General features: G+C 46.9%; 13 protein-coding genes. 2 read left to right on the top strand and 11 right to left on the bottom strand.

The window, feature by feature from the left end:
• Positions 1–39 precede the first annotated feature (39 nt).
• Positions 40–1227: a tRNA guanosine(34) transglycosylase Tgt gene (gene tgt / locus ZMOB_RS04690; protein WP_014500775.1), complete on the bottom strand. Its 1188-nt coding sequence runs from the start codon at positions 1225–1227 to the stop codon at positions 40–42.
• A gap of 291 nt (positions 1228–1518) precedes the next feature.
• Here tgt and ZMOB_RS09855 point away from each other — a divergent pair.
• Positions 1519–2282, top strand: a protein-coding gene (locus ZMOB_RS09855) for an IS5 family transposase (RefSeq protein ID WP_099045773.1) whose coding sequence is annotated in 2 segments (ribosomal slippage) — positions 1519–1852 and positions 1852–2282 — 765 coding nt in all. Because the reading frame shifts where the segments join, the coding sequence is not laid out codon by codon here.
• On the opposite strand, the gene uvrB is transcribed toward ZMOB_RS09855, so the two are convergent.
• From uvrB to ZMOB_RS04650, 8 genes are all read right to left on the bottom strand, one after another.
• The gene (gene uvrB / locus ZMOB_RS04680; RefSeq protein ID WP_041573375.1) at positions 2267–4444 is read right to left on the bottom strand and encodes an excinuclease ABC subunit UvrB; all 2178 of its coding nucleotides are present in this window, start codon (positions 4442–4444) and stop codon (positions 2267–2269) included. The two genes, ZMOB_RS09855 and uvrB, sit on opposite strands and share 16 nt — an antisense overlap.
• Before the next feature lie 97 nt (positions 4445–4541).
• A complete protein-coding gene (locus tag ZMOB_RS10490) occupies positions 4542–4673 on the bottom strand; it encodes a hypothetical protein (protein ID WP_260432218.1) in 132 nt (43 codons plus the stop codon).
• 108 nt (positions 4674–4781) lie between these two features.
• Complete coding sequence (locus ZMOB_RS04675; protein ID WP_252507247.1) at positions 4782–5516, bottom strand: hypothetical protein; 735 nt, start codon at positions 5514–5516, stop codon at positions 4782–4784.
• Positions 5517–6141: 625 nt separating this feature from the next.
• On the bottom strand, positions 6142–7248 hold the full coding sequence (rodA, locus tag ZMOB_RS04670; protein ID WP_012817362.1) for a rod shape-determining protein RodA: 1107 nt from the start codon (positions 7246–7248) through the stop codon (positions 6142–6144).
• Between the two features lie 11 nt (positions 7249–7259).
• Positions 7260–9191 (bottom strand): penicillin-binding protein 2, encoded by a 1932-nt coding sequence (gene mrdA / locus ZMOB_RS04665; protein WP_014500774.1) that lies wholly within the window; start codon positions 9189–9191, stop codon positions 7260–7262.
• Between the two features lie 127 nt (positions 9192–9318).
• Positions 9319–9870: a hypothetical protein gene (locus ZMOB_RS04660; protein ID WP_014500773.1), complete on the bottom strand. Its 552-nt coding sequence runs from the start codon at positions 9868–9870 to the stop codon at positions 9319–9321.
• 13 nt (positions 9871–9883) lie between these two features.
• A complete protein-coding gene (gene mreC, locus ZMOB_RS04655; protein WP_014500772.1) occupies positions 9884–10903 on the bottom strand; it encodes a rod shape-determining protein MreC in 1020 nt (339 codons plus the stop codon).
• Positions 10904–10933: 30 nt separating this feature from the next.
• Positions 10934–11980: a rod shape-determining protein gene (locus ZMOB_RS04650; protein WP_011240278.1), complete on the bottom strand. Its 1047-nt coding sequence runs from the start codon at positions 11978–11980 to the stop codon at positions 10934–10936.
• A 257-nt stretch (positions 11981–12237) separates the two neighbouring features.
• Here ZMOB_RS04650 and mutL point away from each other — a divergent pair, with 257 nt between their 5' ends.
• The gene (gene mutL / locus ZMOB_RS04645; protein WP_014500771.1) at positions 12238–14079 is read left to right on the top strand and encodes a DNA mismatch repair endonuclease MutL; all 1842 of its coding nucleotides are present in this window, start codon (positions 12238–12240) and stop codon (positions 14077–14079) included.
• A 149-nt stretch (positions 14080–14228) separates the two neighbouring features.
• Here mutL and ZMOB_RS04640 read toward each other — a convergent pair whose 3' ends face one another.
• Positions 14229–15572, bottom strand: coding sequence for a bifunctional cytidylyltransferase/SDR family oxidoreductase (locus ZMOB_RS04640; protein WP_014500770.1), 1344 nt, complete (start codon positions 15570–15572; stop codon positions 14229–14231).
• Between the two features lie 44 nt (positions 15573–15616).
• A complete protein-coding gene (locus ZMOB_RS04635; RefSeq protein WP_014500769.1) occupies positions 15617–17191 on the bottom strand; it encodes a hypothetical protein in 1575 nt (524 codons plus the stop codon).
• Between the last annotated feature and the right edge of the window lie 90 nt (positions 17192–17281).

Genomic DNA, 17281 nt, shown 5'->3' with positions numbered 1-17281 from the left:
AGCTCCAGCCTTGCTGCCTCATCTATACAATCACAATTTCTAGCTATTCCGTGCGAAATAGCGCGCTCTGAAATCCTGAGCAAATTGCGAAAAACGCCCCTCCGAAATAGAGTCCCGTATTTTTTGCATAAGCTGCTGATAAAAGGCGATATTATGCTCTGTCATCAGCATAGCCCCCAAGATCTCACCCGCCCGAATTAAATGATGGATATAGGCGCGGCTCCATTTCTGGCAAACGGCACAATGACATTCACTATCCAACGGCTTCAAATCTTCTGAAAAACGAGCATTTCTGATATTGATAGGCCCATCCCATGTAAAGGCTTGCCCATTCCGACCGGAACGTGTCGGCAAGACGCAATCGAACATATCAATGCCGCGTTCAACTGCTCCAACGATATCATCAGGCTTGCCAACGCCCATCAAATAATGGGGTTTGTCATCGGGCAGCATCGGCACAGAAAAATCAAGGACGCGGAACATTTCATCCTGTCCTTCACCCACAGCCAATCCCCCAACAGCATAGCCATCAAAGCCGATTTCAGCCAGAGCATCCGCCGATTGTTGCCGCAGATTTTCAAAAACAGAGCCTTGCTGAATTCCGAACAAAGCCGCATTTTCGGCCTGTTCTTTTCGGCTATCAAAGGCATCCCGTGATCTTTTCGCCCACCGCATCGAGCGTTCCATTGACGAAGCCGCGCGCGAAGGCGTTGCCGGATAAGGCGTGCATTCGTCAAAGGCCATTACGATATCACTGCCTAGTAAATGCTGGATTTCGATAGAACGTTCCGGCGACAGCATATGGCGGGAACCGTCAAGGTGACTTTTAAAGGTAACGCCCTCTTCGCTCTGCTTCGTCAAAGAAGACAGGCTCATCACCTGATACCCGCCGCTATCCGTCAAAATAGGCCGATCCCACCCCATAAAAGAATGTAATCCGCCCAGCTTAGCTATCCGTTCGGCACCCGGACGAAGCATCAGATGATAGGTATTCCCCAAGATAATATCAGCGCCAGTTGCCCGAACTGTTTCCGGCTTCAAAGCCTTTACGGTAGCTGCCGTTCCAACCGGCATAAAGGCAGGGGTTCGGATAACGCCCCGCTTCATTTCGATAGTGCCGGTGCGGGATTTTCCTTCCCTTGCCGCGATTGAAAAAGAAAAACGCGGACGATCGGTCTCTTGCGCTGTTGCTTCTACCACATTTCTTCCTTTGACTGCCGTCATCATTTCCAAGCTCATCCCTATCGAGAGAAAAGCAACGTCTGACAACAGGTTTTACGAAATAAGGGTATAGCAAAAAATAAAAATTTTGAGGTCTCGGCCTTTTTCAAGATTGTATACTTCAAGGCAGAGACCTCACCCTATTCCCCAATCAATGCCCTCGCGATCTCAATAATTTTTCACCGGCTTCTTGCTTGACGCGCTTAGAAGCCTTGGCTTCTCTAGGCTCAGGACCTGTTAATTTCTTGAGTTGAGCGGGCTGTTGTGATTCACAGGTTTACCGATGGAGGTGAAGCTGTGAGTGACGTGTTTTTGCTGTCTGAGCACCAGATGGAACGGATTAAGCCGTTTTTTCCACTGGCGCATGGTGTGCCGCGTGTCGATGACCGTCGTGTCCTGAGCGGGATCGTTTACGTGATCCGCAACGGCCTTCAGTGGAAAGACGCCCCGAAAGCGTATGGCCCGCACAAGACTTTATACAACCGGTTTATCCGGTGGAGCCGCCTGGGTGTCTTTGACCGGATCTTCGTCGCCCTGACGGAGCAGGCAGGCCGTTCAAAGCGTCTGATGATCGATGCAACACATCTGAAAGCACACCGGACAGCGGCCTCCCTGCTCAAAAAGGGGCTTTTCCCCGCCATATCGGACGCACGAAAGGCGGACTGAACTCAAAGCTTCACGCTGTATGCGATAGTCAGGGCCGCCCTGTCCGGCTGCATCTGACCGCAGGTCAGGTCAGTGACTTCAAAGGCGCGGATGTTCTGCTGGCAAATCTGCCGGAAGAAACACAAGAAATTCTCGGGGACCGGGGATACGACAGTAATAAAATCAGACAGTCTCTCGCAGACCGGAATATCACCGCCTGTATTCCGCCGAAGAAGAACCGGAAATCAAAGCCGCCTTACGACTGGCATCTGTATAAAAAGCGTCACCTCATCGAAAATATGTTCGCAAAGCTCAAAGACTGGCGGCGTGTCGCAACACGATACGACCGGTGCGCTCACACATTCATGTCAGCAATCCATATCGCAGCAAGTTTCATCTTCTATCTCAAAGAATGAGTCCTGAGCCTAGCTTTGTCACTTCTGGTTTTTCGAGTGCCGGGACGTCCGGCTTCAGACCGACCTTGGATCTCAGACGACTTTTCAGGAGGCAGTCCCAATTCCTGTCTTTTCAACTGGTGCAAGACATCTCTTAATTGTGCCGCTTTTTCAAATTCCAAATTAGCGGCGGCTTCTAACATCTCTTTTTCAGTCTCGGAAATAGAACGTGCCAAAACCTTCGGATCATGATTTTCGATGGTAGCGGCGGCCTCACTACTGTCGATAACACCGAAATGACCGACAATATCATCGACCTGCCGCTTAACCGTTGCAGGTGTAATATTATGCGCTTTATTCCAGGCAATCTGCTTAATCCGGCGGCGTTCAGTTTCTGCCATAGCCCGCGCCATCGAACCGGTTATCTTGTCACCATACAAAATAACACGCCCTTCGGCATTACGCGCAGCTCGACCGATCGTCTGAATCAGTGAAGTTTCAGACCGCAAAAAGCCTTCTTTATCAGCATCTAATACGGCCACTAATCCACATTCTGGGATATCCAAGCCTTCTCGCAACAGGTTGATACCGATCAAGACGTCATAAACGCCTAATCTCAAATCCCGAATAAGCTCGATGCGTTCGATCGTTTCGACATCGGAATGCATGTAACGGACTTTCAACCCCGCTTCATACATATATTCAGTCAAATCCTCAGCCATTCTCTTGGTCAAGGTCGTCACCAAAGAACGCCATCCGGCCGCCGCCGTTTTCTTGGCTTCAAAGATCAGATTATCAACCTGCTCTTCAATCGGTCGAACTTCGATTGCAGGATCAACCAGCCCCGTCGGTCGAATAATCTGTTCGACAAAAACGCCGCCAGTTTGCTCCAATTCCCACGGTCCCGGCGTTGCAGAAACATAGACGGTTTGCGGACGCATCGCATTCCATTCTTCAAACCGAAGAGGTCGGTTATCAATACAGGAAGGCAAGCGGAAGCCATAATCAGCCAAAGTCGTTTTACGGCGATAATCACCCCGTGACATACCGTTAATTTGCGGAATCGTCTGATGGCTTTCATCCACAAATAACAAAGCATTATCAGGCAAATATTCAAATAAAGTAGGCGGAGGTTCTCCGGGGGCGCGTCCGGTCAGAAAGCGGGAATAATTTTCAATACCGGAACAAGCACCGGTTGCAGCCATCATTTCCAGATCGAATTCGGTGCGCTCTTCCAATCGCTGCGCTTCCAGTAATTTACCTTCAGCTTTGAATTCCCGCAAACGGTTGTCCAACTCGCGCCGGATCGCATTATTAGCAGCCTTCAAAGTCGGTTCTGGTGTCACATAATGAGAATTAGCATAAATTTTAATCTGGTCGAGTTTAGCGATCTTCACCCCAGTCAAAGGATCGAATTCAGAAATTTCTTCGATTTCATCCCCGAAAAAGCTGATACGCCAAGCCATATCTTCATAATGGGATGGAAATATCTCAAGGGTATCGCCTTTGACACGGAAAGAACCTCGTCCAAAGGCAACCTCATTGCGCTTATACTGTAAAGCAACCAAACGGCGAATAATTTCCCGCTGATCGACTAATTGACCTTTCAATAAACGAAAGGTCATGGATGAATAGGTATCAACCGAACCGATACCATAAAGACAAGAAACCGAGGCCACGATAATAACATCTTCGCGCTCTAATAAAGAACGCGTTGCCGCATGGCGCATCCGGTCTATCGCTTCATTGATGGCGCTATCTTTTTCGATATAGGTATCTGTCCTCGGCACATAGGCTTCCGGCTGATAATAATCGTAATAGCTCACGAAAAATTCGACCGCATTTTCAGGAAAAAAGCGTTTAAACTCACCATAAAGCTGGGCAGCCAGAATTTTATTAGGCGCCAATATCAAACTAGGCCGCTGTAATTTCTCAATGACTTTTGCCATGGTAAAGGTCTTACCGGATCCGGTTACCCCTAACAGAACCTGATCCCGCTCGCCTTTTTGAATATCTTTACACAAGGCGCTAATGGCCTGCGGCTGATCACCCGCTGGCTCGTAATCGGAAACAAGACGAAACGGTTTTGACGGCTCTGTTTTTTCAGGGCGGCTGGGGCGATGAGGCACAAAATCGAAATGATTTTCTGGCTCATCAAGCGTCGTGCGGATCGCGATAGTCATATCTTGGATATGATAAACCCCAGCGCCGGAAACAAGCGTAGAAAGCGGTTAAATTTTATATTCAAAACCATTATGGATTGGGTAATATAAAAAGTGACTAGAAAACCATATCAAAAGCGACCTGTCCTGACAGGCTTTCAGTCGTATTTCTGCCCCAGAAAGGCGTAGAAACACCGGCGATAATACCATAGCGAGCTGACCAGTTATATTCGACAGCCGGGGCAACCACCCAAGCACCGGATCCCTGCCCTTTCTTTTCAACATAATCAACGGCATTATTATAACCCTTGACCTTGGAACCATAAGACCAATCACGGGCAACGTCACAGGCCAGAACTCAACGTTGATTGATACCATATTCAACGGAAATACCGCCCTCGCCACTCGTGCCGGTTTCCGCATGACCAATAAAATCTTTACTGGTTCCATAGCTACTAATGCCATGGATTTCAGCATCACGGACAGATTTACGGATATTAGCCCATCCACGAACCCGCAAAGCATGACCCGCAATACGATAAGTCGATTGGGTTACCAAAGCAGCGCGGAAAACATAGTTACCATTACCACCGGCATTGGTTTTATCAGAATTCAAATGGTCATAACGACCTGTCGGGAAAGAGATACCACTCTGAAGCATCACAGCCGGAATAAGACGACTTTCATTCGGATCAACAAAACGCCAAATGAAATCAAGCGGTAAATCGCCGACCCGAGGCTGACCACCCCCGTTCCCATAAGTGGAACGCCATTTATAAAAAAATTGAGGATGAAGCTGAACGCTCAAATGGTTGGTAATGCCATATTTAACGAGTGTTGTATTAACAATGCTTTGGGTGCCACCGTAGATAGGACCTTTGTGGCCAAAAGCATCCACACTATCTATAGGACGATTATAAGATATATACGGTTCGATTGTGACACCGCCCTGACGCAATGCGCCGGATGGTGATAAAAGCGAACCTGTGTACCATTGCTGGTAATTAGAAGATAAACTGCTTTGAGTAGCAAAAACGGAAGAGGGTACAAGGAATAATCCAAATGTTATTCCAAAATTACAGATTAACTTCATGTATATCTTTATTTCCATTCATAGTTTTGAAGTATAAAGATCTGAAAATAAATATCTTATAATCAGTCATACTTTTTCTATGTGAATTGATATCAATAGCGGAAATATCTAAGGCTTTACTATACACCCCCCTTAAAAAACTAGCTAACAAGAAAGGGGTAAAACAAAGAAAACGATAAGTAAATTAAAAAAAAATTCAGAAAAATAGAAATAATTTGTTATTTTTACACTTTAAATTATATAATTATTTCAAATATAATAAATATAACCGTAATTTAGAATTATAATGCATCACTATATTTTATATATTCACTTCGCTAAAATTTTTTAAAATATAATTTAAAGAAACCGCGATCTATTATTATTTATTTTTATAAAAAGCTATTTATATGAAAAATTTATTCTAAAAATCATTCAAGACAACCTATAAATTTCAAAGGACATTCTTACCAAGAATAAAATCAATAAAAATTTATATACTAAAAAATGAAATAATAAAATATTTTTATATTTTAAAATAATCATAATAACAAAAATAAGACCTTATAACTTTCTTTGAAAAATCTTCAGACAATAGGTTGGCTCAATCGAGTATGCCAAAATACTCTATGGGCTCAAGGCCAGATCAAAATCCTTTTTTGGGATAGCGTGTCCAACGATCAATCGCCATGAGCAGCCCTAAACAAATCATCACATTCATCATTGCCGAGCCACCATTAGAGACTAAAGGCAGTGGAATGCCCACTACGGGTGCCATCCCCATAACCATAGCTAGATTGATCGCAACATAGAAAAAAATAGTCGAAGATAGGCCTGCTGCCGTTAATTTGGCGAAACGTGACGGCGCATTTAATGCCACCTTCATGCCCCAGCTGATGATAATCATAAAACTGACAATAATGAACAGCCCTCCGATCAGTCCCCATTCCTCGGCCATTGTTGCAAAAACAAAATCGGTGTGACGTTCAGGCAAGTAATCGAGATGGCTCTGAGTGCCATTCAAAAATCCCTTGCCAAAAATACCACCTGAACCAATCGCGATTTTGGACTGACTGATATGATATCCTCGCCCCAAAGGGTCACTTTCAGGCGTTAAAAAGATCAAAACCCGATTGCGCTGATAATCATGCAATAGAAAAAAGAAAGCGAGCGGCGCAATCGCCGCCAAGGACACACCGCCCCCGATAAATAGCCATAAGGGCAATCCAGCCAAAAAACAGACAATTACCCCCCCCGCGACAATCATCAATGCCGTTCCAAGGTCAGGCTGAACTGCAACAAGAAGCGCCGGAACCAAAATTAAAACAGCCGCAGGCCACATAGCGGAAAAGGTTCTAATCTCACCCGCAGGCAGCAAATCATAAAAACGGGAAATCGCAAGGACAATCGCCAACTTCATCAATTCCGAAGGCTGAAGGGTCATAATCCCCAGATTAAGCCATCGCCGACTACCGCCACCTACAAAGCCAAATAGCTCGACAAAAATAAGGAGGAGCAATAACCCGCCGTAAAGCGGCCAAGAAATTTGCTTCAAACTGCCCTGATCTATACGGCTGATAGCAATCGCGACAAAAATAAAGAAAACGAAACGCAGCCCTTGATTCAACGCCCAAGGATGCAGCCCACCTCCAGCCGAATATAAAACAACCAATCCAAAACTGCCAACAGCCATAACCAGAAGCAAAAGCTTCCACGGCAACTGCCGAATAGGAGCAGGTACTAAGGACAACATCCCGATTTCGCCTAAGTCATATTGGGTTTAGATGGAGCTTTCGAGGCATTTTCCGACCGCATACGCATACGGCTCGCAAGATCCCCACCCCACGACACTTCCAAAGCGTTCAAACTGGCCATAGCACGATCGGGATCAAACAAATAGGTCAGGACATCGCGTGCAATAGCCGGTCCATCCGTAGCGGAGTCAATATGTCCACCATGTTCGACAACAACCGAGGCGGCATAACGTGGGTTATCTGTCGGTGCAAAGCAAACAAACAAGGCATGATCGCGCATCCGCCAAGCCAATTGTGAATTTTTCAACACACCGCGCCCACGTTCAGCCATTGAAATACGCCGAACCTGCGCCGTTCCGGTTTTCCCCGCCAATTCAACACCGGGAACATATAATCTTGCAGCACCACCGGTGCCCCCCCCATTCACCACATCCCGCATGGCCTGCCGAATAAAATCAAGATGGGATTCTTTGGCGTTCAATTTGGCGGGCATAGGGATTTCTTTTGAGCGGATCAGCCGAGGCGTAATCTGTTTTCCCGAAGCCAATCGCGCCGCCATCACAGCCAATTGCAACGGATTGGCCAAAACATCCCCCTGCCCGATCGAGGCATTCAAAGTATCTGCCGCCGTCCAATTGCGATGATATTTTTTCAATTTCCATGCAGGGTCAGGAACCGTGCCATAATGTTCTGATCCCAAAGGCAGATGGTAACTGGCACCCAGTCCTAATTGACGCATCATATCTGCCAAAGGCTCCATACCAACCCGATGCGCCATAGCGTAAAAATAGACGTCACAACTTTGCGTGATTGCCGTATGCATATTGACGGGGCCATGACCTTGCCGCCGCCAACAATGGAATAAACTACTGCCCAATTGATAACTGCCAGTGCAATTGACCGTTTCATAAGGATCAATGCCCAATTCCAGCAAAGCCAGCGCATTCATCGGCTTGACTGTCGAGCCGGGGGGGTAAAGACCCGCAATCGTTTTATCGATCAAGGGATGGTGGTCATCTTGAGACAGACTTTGCCATTCTCGATGACTGATACCATCGGCAAAATCATTGGGATCAAAACAGGGCATGGATACTTGCGCCAAAATATCCCCATTTTCGGTATCAATCACAACAACGGCTGCGCTGTTATCTCCAATGCGCCGCGCCGCATAATCCTGTAAACCAGCATCAATTGTTAAAGGCAGCTTTTTACCGGGCTGATCAGGCTTATTCTCCAGATCACGCACTAACCGTCCGCGCGCCGTCACTTCGGAACGCTTGGCACCCGGAACCCCTCTTAGATAATTATCAAAAGTTTTTTCTAACCCTTGTTTCCCAATTTTAAATCCGGGTGTAATTAACAAAGGATCGTGATTTTTCTTATAATCATCAGTTGTCGCTGCGCCGACATAACCGATTAAATGTCCGACTGCAGAGCCATTTGGATAATAACGGGCATAACTTCTTTGTGGCGCTACTCCGGCCATTTCAGGCAAACGGACAGAGATCGCAGCAAAATGCTCGTAATCAAGATGCTCGGCAATCGGGACAGGCTGATAACCGGCGGCTTTATTCAAATCTTCCCGAATCCGATCGACATCATCTGGAGAGAGATTGAGTAGCTCGGCCAAAGTAATAATCACCCGTTCCCGATCCTGTATTTGATCGGGAATAATATCGACACGAAAATCAGTATGATTGATCGCCATTGGCCGATTATGACGATCAACAATCCATCCCCGTCTTGGCGGTATCAAGACAGTCTGCACCCGATTATCTTCAGCCATTAGACTATAATGTTCGTTTTCCGCGACAGATAGCCAAGCCATCCGCATGGCTAACAAACTGCCGGTTGCCAATTGCAGTCCGCCAAAAAGCATAGCACGGCGGGAAAAACTATAGCCGAGCGAATGTTGGGTAATAAGATGACTACGCTTTTTCACAGAAAAATAATCCGGCAAGTATTACGCAATAGAAAGAGGGCGCGTGCAGAAAATATGGATAATCCTACAAAAAACAAGCCGGCCTAATAGCTGTCCTGCTTTCAATGATGACTATTTTAGTCTTATTTTATAAAGCTAACCGCCAGCGATCCACAAGTGAACAAAAAAATTCAACCACCGGAAACAGCAAGATAGAGACGAGAATCCTTGGCATATCGGCCACAAGCGCGATAGCGAAATGCCCTTTAAAACCGCAAGACATACATAAAGCCAGCAAGCTAGAAGAAAAAACAGCCACCGCTGCCAAAATCCAGTCCTGCCAATAATTCCGCCATACCAACCGATTATCGACAATATCCATCATAAGAAAGCAAGCCGTCCATGTAATCATAGAAGTCGCTGGCGGCTGACCATTGATAATATCATTAGCCATGCCCAAAGGCAGCCCCATCCATGCTTGCCATAATTCAGGGCGTAACAATCGCCATCCCAAAGCCGTTAAAAATCCTAAAGAAGGCCAGAAGGATAATACCCCGACAAAAGGCTCGGTCTCCAAAAGGCTTGCCAACAAAACCATAATAATCGGGGTAATCTTGGCTTTTATTGGCAAAAATCCCAAATCCTGATCTTTGGCAATAATAGGCTTTACCGCAGGAGGCGTCACTGGTGTCAAAGCCATAACCGCTTTCCTTTCATCGGGATTTATTGGATACCGGTGATGCGCTGTTGCTGTTCACAGGGTTATCGGCGGCCTGCCCTGCCAAAGGTTGGGTGACAGCTCTCGCCGTTGGATTATTTTTGGCCGCTTTCTTGCGGGACAATTTTTGAGAAGGCATTTTATCCGCAAGGGAAGGTTCCGGCGGGGCATCAGGCTCAAATATTTTTTCAACCATAATATAATCCACCGAAGCCGGATTAACGACGGGCAAAGCAACCGCACCGTCATTATTCAAAGCCGTAACAAAAGCGACGGGAATATCAGGTGGATAGATTCCTCCAGTGCCGGAAGTCACCAAAAGATCACCTTTTTGGAAAGGTGATTGCCCTGCAATCAATGGCCGGACATCCAAAGGGCCATCACCCCGCCCCGCGGCCAAGGCAGCCACACCGGAACGGGCAATTTTGACGGGTAAAGTATTGGAAGGATCAATCAGCAACAGAATGCGCGCCGAAAAATGCCCCGTCGCTAAAACACGCCCAACCAAACCCTCAGCAGCCAAAACAGGCATACCACTTGTGACCCCTGAGGAAGAACCAATATCAATAATCGCCGTCCGACGATTACTCGTTGCCAAGGGGGAACCGATGATATGCCCGACAGCTATTTTTTCTGGCGTATGATCGACCAGATTTAACAAGCGTTTCAGCTTGCCATTATCCGCCTTCAAAAGCTGTAATTGCACAAGGTCAGATTGCCGATGCTCCAATTCTTTTTTCAAACGGATATTTTCACTACCCGCCTTGATATAGCCCGCAACATTATCCCGGCTATTATCTAACAGGGTGACAACCCCGTGGCCTAAACGCGGCCACGGGCTGGTGCAATCAGTGATAAAACCAATGACGCTATTGTAACTGGCGGGATAGAGATTGGCCAAGATCAACATGACCAAGGCCACAACAATCCCTCCGACAGCCACGACATAACTTGCAAATAAGCCTAGTTGCGCCCGCCTTGAAAAACCAAAATTACGTGAGCGCGGCGGTGCCATGCTTCAAAAGATCCTTTACCTGCTCAAAAATCAGGCTGTTTGCAGAACAGCTCTAAAGGTAGGATCTTCCAAAGCCCGTCCGGTTCCCATCGCCACACAGGTTAAAGGATCGTCGGCAATCGTTACCGGCAAAGAAGTTTCCTCGCGCAAAACCGTATCCAGACCGGATAACAAAGCGCCCCCACCTGTCAGGACAATACCCTGATCGACAATATCGGCGGCCAATTCCGGTGCCGTATTTTCCAAAGCCAGACGGACGCCTTCAACAATAGAGGCCACAGGTTCAGACAAAGCTTCAGCAATCATCGCCTGATTGATCTGAATTTCTTTTGGCACCCCGTTTACCAAATCGCGGCCTTTGATGCTGATCGTCATCCCGATGCCATCATCTGGCATTCTTGCCGTGCCCATTTCCTTTTTGATGCGCTCGGCTGTCGCTTCACCGATCAAAAGGTTAAAATTCCGGCGGACATAGGAACCGATTGCCTCATCCATTTTGTCACCACCGACACGGACAGAGGTGGTATAGGCCAGACCCCGCAAAGACAGAACCGCCACTTCGGTGGTGCCGCCGCCAATATCAACGACCATCGAACCGATAGGCTCAGTTACTGGCATTTCAGCCCCGATAGCCGCTGCCATTGGTTCGTCAATCAGAAAGACCTGACTGGCACCCGCATTAGAAGCCGCATCGCGAATAGCGCGTCTTTCAACCGATGTAGAACCGGACGGGACACAAACCACAATTTCAGGAAAACGCCAAGGCCGTGCTTTACCGCCATGCACTTTCTGGATAAAATGCTTTATCATCTGTTCGGCAACGTCAATATCAGCGATCACGCCATCACGCATAGGACGGATAGCCTGAATACTATCCGGCGTTTTGCCCATCATCAGCTTGGCATCATTCCCGACGGCGCGCACCCGTTTGACGCCATTCAGGGTTTCGATTGCCACAACCGAGGGTTCATTCAATACAATGCCACGGCCGCGAAGATAAACGACGGTGTTCGCCGTGCCGAGGTCAATCGCCATGTCATGCGACATAAATTTAAACAGGCGGGTAAAAAGAGACATTCAAGCATCCGTCCGCTAACAAGGGGCTTTAGGAAAGAAGCCAGAAAAGCTATAAACTTTCCCGACCAAAAAGAAACCGGTATATTACGCATATACCGATATTAAAGGGATAGATCAGGACTATTAATTTATCGACCCTATATCGATCCTGAACATCCTATACTATGACTTTAAAAGGTTAAAAAAAAGCCATTTTCCGGTTTTATATGAATATTGAACCGGAAAGCCAGAGAACCGCTTGGGGCAGGGTTAGAAATATGTCAATACGCCGTCTGCCAGAAGACGTCATAAATCGTATCGCTGCGGGCGAAGTTGTCGAAAGACCGGCCAGTGCTTTAAAAGAACTGGTTGAAAATGCCATTGATGCCCAATCAACCCGCATCCTTATTCGCTTGCTAAAAGGCGGCTTAGACGGGATTGAAGTCATTGATAACGGCATCGGTATTCCTGCGGACGAAATGCGGCTGGCCTTGGAACGCCATGCGACTTCGAAACTCCCTGATAATGATGCCATCGAAGCCGTCACTACCTTGGGTTTTCGTGGCGAAGCGCTCCCTTCAATCGCCAGCGTTGCCCGCCTGACATTGGAAAGCCGAACAGCCGACAGCGATAGTGGCTGGAAAATTATCGTCGATAATGGACATTTCGAGAAGGAAGGCATCGCTCCCCTGCCCAAAGGGACAAGAATAAAGGTTGATTCCCTTTTCGCCCGTATTCCAGCCCGTCGGAAATTCATGCGCAGCGCCAAAAGCGAATATATGGCCTGCCATGATGTCGTCAGACGGCTGGCAATGACACGCCCCGATATTGCTTTTTCGCTGGAACATGATGGCAGACGTATTTTTTCTTTAAATGGCGGTGAAAGTCGACAAAGAAGGGTCGCCGCTCTGATTGACCGGACATTGAAAGACAATAGCGTCACGGTTGAATATCAGCGCGACCAGATGCAGCTTGAAGGGGTAGCTAGCCTACCGACTTTTCACCGTGGTCTGGCCGATCATCAATATTTGTTTGTCAATGGCCGCCCTGTTAAAGACCGCTTGCTTATCGGTTCAGTTCGGGCAGCCTATCATGACCTACTGGCAAAAGACCGCCATCCGGTTTTGGCACTATTTCTGACACTGCCTAATAGCGATGTCGATATCAATGTTCATCCTGCGAAGGGCGAAGTGCGTTTCAGGGATTCTCAAGCGGTGCGTAGTCTTATTGTCGGCGCTCTTCGGGAAAGTCTTGACCTATCCGGTTTCAGAAGCGCGCAACCCGCTGATGTTCAAGCCATGGGAAAATGGCGAAAAAGCAGCGATTTACCTATCTCGACAAATCCAGCTGCGATTCACGAAGAAAAATCCGCCCTTTCCGATTCCGGTCTTCTTTTTAAAAGCCGCCCAACAGAAGCCCCCAAAGCCCCTTCGGCACAAGCACATCAAAGAACAGCTGACGACTTGTGGAGTGCCGCCACAAAATCGCCCATCCCCCCCATGGGACGGAATACCTCTACAGATAGTTCGGAACAGAGTGATTTTCCTCTAGGACTGGCAAGAGGCCAAATCGCTGCCACTTATATTATAGCGGAATCCAAAGACGGATTGGTCATTGTCGATCAGCATGCCGCGCATGAAAGACTGGTTATGGAACGGATGCGACGTGCCTTGGAAAATGGCCAAGTAGCCAGTCAAAGGCTACTGATGCCGGATGTTGTCGAAATGGATGAAGTCTCTTGCGACCTGTTCGAACAAAGACAAGATGAATTTGCAGCGATGGGACTTGAAACCGAACGCTTCGGCCATGAAGCCATCTTGGTGCGGGCAACCCCTGCAATGCTTGGCAATTGCGAAGTCAAAGCGATGATAAAAGACCTCGCGGCTGAAATCACCGCCTATGATCAGAGCCTCCTGTTAAAAGAAAAATTTGACCATATTGTTGCAACCATGGCCTGTCACGGATCAGTCAGGGCGGGTCGTTTACTTTCGATCGCGGAAATGAACGCTTTACTGCGGGAAATGGAAATCACGCCCCATAGTGGCCAATGCAATCACGGCCGCCCGACATGGGTTAAGTTGGGTCATAAGGATATCGAAAAATTATTCGGTCGGAGCTAAGCCATATCGTTTTTTGGGAATAGAGGATTGGAAACGGCTATCCGTTTAACCCCCATCCCTATGCACCCAAATAAGCTGCGATATTTTGCAATAGTCTTTAAAATTTTTACAGGGCTGCCAGATATTTTCTGGCAGCCGAGATGTAAAATTCAATAAATATGTTTGATTAAACCTGTCTGGGAATGTTCCAACATCGCAACGACTTGCTGGCTAACAATATCGGGATCAAGGCAAATCGCTGGATCTTCATGCGGGAAAGCTTTTCTTCGCATCGGTGTATTGGCACGTCTTGGGGCAATGCAAGAAACCGCAATATTATCCTCTGCCCATTCTTCAGAAAGCGCTTGCGTTAAATTAACTACCGCCGCTTTGGAAGATGAATAAACCGCTGAATTAGCACGCCCGCGAAAATAACTACTGGAGCTAACCATCAATAAATGACCAGATGACTTCTTCAAATAGGGGAAAGAAGCCAAGGCCACATTTAATGAACCGATCAAATTGACATCTATCATTTGACGGATTTCTTCACGGCTCATTTCTGTAATCTTGCCGGTTTTCAAAACACCGGAGAAAACTGCAACCGCGTCAATTTCAGATGTTTTAGAGGCTACTTCCTTAAAAAAACCATTCACCTGTTCAGGATCACAAATATCGACCCCCGTGCTACGCGAAGCGGCAAAGACTTGCCAGCCTTTGGCTTCCATAGCTTTAGCGGCCGCCGCGCCCAATCCTGATGAAGCGCCAAAAAGAACCACGGACTTCTGGCTTTTTTCCTCGGAAACCACTGATCGGCTAGCCGCCTGCCCTGAATAGAGGATTTGTTCAGCCAAAAAGAAATCTATCGGTGTCGTAATTTTGATATTTTTATCATCACCGGTGACCACACCGATATCAGCATCAGGATTTTGATAAAGAAATACACCGCAATCATCGGAAAAACGGTCAAGAATTTCAGGATCTATCGCCCGATAAGCAGCCGCCAGAGAATCGCCCCAGAAACCTTGCGGCGTTTGTCCACGGCGTAGCAGACTACGTTTGGGGATAGACAGTAAATGATCCTGCGCCTCATTCAAAGAAACGATAGTATCGGCCGTTGGAATAACAACATCAACGGCCTGATGCCGATCAAGAGCAACCAAACTATCGCTGATGATATCATGGGAAACAAAAGGGCGAACCGCATCATGAAATAAAATCTTAACATGACGATCACCCGCCGCAGCCAAAGCCGCCATGGTTGTTTCCATGCGGGAAGCACCCCCCGCCACCAAATGGATCGGTTTTTTAGAAAAAGGCGCGGTTATCTTTGCAATCTCTTTCCGGTATTCAACCGGATAGGTCACAATAATTTCATCAATCGCCGGATGAGAATAAAAGGCCTCCAAGGTATATTGGATGATCGGCTTTCCACCTAATACCTTGAATTGCTTGGGTAGCGGATCACCAAAACGGGTGCCTTTCCCGCCTCCCAAAATAACGGCAACAGCCATAATCTTCTCCGGCCTATTAAATCAAAATTACAGGGATTGAGGTTTTATAAGGCAATATTTGCCTGAATATCATCCACAATCCGTTCAGCCGCTTTCCCTGGCCAAGGCATCATCATATCAAAATTTTCTTTTCGAATATCGGCCAAGGGATCATTCCCTTTTTGACGATAAGAATCGACAATTTCCCGTGCCGCCTGAATAGTGGTTGCATTATAGGTGCCACGCATAATTTTTTCACCCACTGCATTAAATCCACGATGACGTTGGCTATCCAAAAAGATCAACGGTTTATCATGGAATATCTGATATTCAGCAAGGAAGCTGACTCCCTCGGTAATCATTGCATCAGAAGCCGCTAATAAAGGACCATACTCCCCACCTTCACTCAAAGCGGTATTCGGCAAACGGTTCCATAATTTCTTGAATTGCTCGACCTGCTGCTCATTAAATAGCTTATAAAATAGCAGGGAATTAAACAGCAAGGGATGTGGCCGCAAAACAAATTCGATATCTTGCGCATCTTCTGCCCATTGCAACATATCGCCGAAAGTCTGTGGAAAAATACCAAAATCAAGCCAACCATTCCCAATGGTGTGATGAGGCGCCCATATCAGACGGAATTTCTTCTCACCTTCCGATTTGATCGGCCATTCCGGATTTTTGCGGGATTCCCATAGACGGTCAAGCTTGGGATGACCGCTCACCACGATATTATCACCGCCGCGCAAGGATTTTTCTTTCATGCGCTGATACAGTGGCTCATTCTCGCAATACATCCGCCAACACATACGATGAAAATACTGGTCAGCAGAAAAATCTTGCTCGTTTTCTTCCGCCGTCAATTTTTCCAGAATGTTCAAGCCATAATAAGGGACATAGCACAGGCGAGCAAAATTGAGATGCTGCGTCTGGAAAGGTTCCGGCGTATTCACTTCCCAAGGCATCTGACGGAAAATGACATCCGGTGCGATCGCTTTTATAACCTGTAATGCTGACTCAAAATCATCTTTAAAGCGGATATGGGGAATAGATTGCTGTTCTAAACCCTGATGCACCTCATCTTCTGCCTGATAATCCTGCGTTGCCGGAAAATAACGAGGCGAAGTCGCGACAATAACCTCATAATTATCACGCGCAGCCATAAGCGCATAGACATCCCGCAAGCTATCCCACAACGCCATATTATGAATCAGGAATAACACTTTTATTTTAGAAGAAGAGCGACTGCTACGCTGCGAAACCAGATTCATCGTATCGCGCATATGATCAAGTTTGCGCTCTAAAATCATTAAAGCGGGCGTCAAATCAGGTGCAGGCGCGACAGCAGGAACAGAAGCAGCCCCTGTCTCAAACAGAATAAAACGGGCTTTATTATTGCCATCCTTTGCTGATTGCCCAAAAAAAGCAAAAAGATCGCTATGCTCCAAACAGCAAGCAAAAATAATTGAGGGCGTTTTATGCTCGTTGGTCAAAACAATCTGCGTGCCGACAACAGACCAATATTGGCGATCAAAATGTTGGACACCCAAGACCCGACCATCTTCCTGAAAACGGATATTTTTTTCAAGAAGACTGCCATCTTCCTGAAAAAGGTCAAAAGTCTTTTCTGTCAATTTCATTTTGCACTCCATCGGTCTTTTCCAGAGGCTATTACCCCCTTCATTAAAAGGCCGCATCTATATTGATAAAAACGCGCGCTATAGGAAAGA

This window comes from Zymomonas mobilis subsp. mobilis ATCC 10988, assembly GCF_000175255.2.
Classification (GTDB): domain Bacteria; phylum Pseudomonadota; class Alphaproteobacteria; order Sphingomonadales; family Sphingomonadaceae; genus Zymomonas; species Zymomonas mobilis.
The sequence above is the reverse complement of the archived record's forward strand: the minus strand, read 5'-3'. Positions and strand labels throughout refer to the sequence as shown.

Coding starts and splice junctions, on each gene's coding strand:
- rodA (WP_012817362.1), bottom strand. CDS start 7,248: ATGTTGTCCTTAGTACCTGCTCCTATTCGGCAGTTGCCGTGGAAGCTT.
- tgt (WP_014500775.1), bottom strand. CDS start 1,227: ATGATGACGGCAGTCAAAGGAAGAAATGTGGTAGAAGCAACAGCGCAA.
- ZMOB_RS04640 (WP_014500770.1), bottom strand. CDS start 15,572: ATGGCTGTTGCCGTTATTTTGGGAGGCGGGAAAGGCACCCGTTTTGGT.
- mutL (WP_014500771.1), top strand. CDS start 12,238: ATGTCAATACGCCGTCTGCCAGAAGACGTCATAAATCGTATCGCTGCG.
- uvrB (WP_041573375.1), bottom strand. CDS start 4,444: ATGACTATCGCGATCCGCACGACGCTTGATGAGCCAGAAAATCATTTC.
- ZMOB_RS04635 (WP_014500769.1), bottom strand. CDS start 17,191: ATGAAATTGACAGAAAAGACTTTTGACCTTTTTCAGGAAGATGGCAGT.
- mreC (WP_014500772.1), bottom strand. CDS start 10,903: ATGGCACCGCCGCGCTCACGTAATTTTGGTTTTTCAAGGCGGGCGCAA.
- ZMOB_RS04675 (WP_252507247.1), bottom strand. CDS start 5,516: ATGAAGTTAATCTGTAATTTTGGAATAACATTTGGATTATTCCTTGTA.
- ZMOB_RS04660 (WP_014500773.1), bottom strand. CDS start 9,870: ATGGCTTTGACACCAGTGACGCCTCCTGCGGTAAAGCCTATTATTGCC.
- ZMOB_RS04650 (WP_011240278.1), bottom strand. CDS start 11,980: ATGTCTCTTTTTACCCGCCTGTTTAAATTTATGTCGCATGACATGGCG.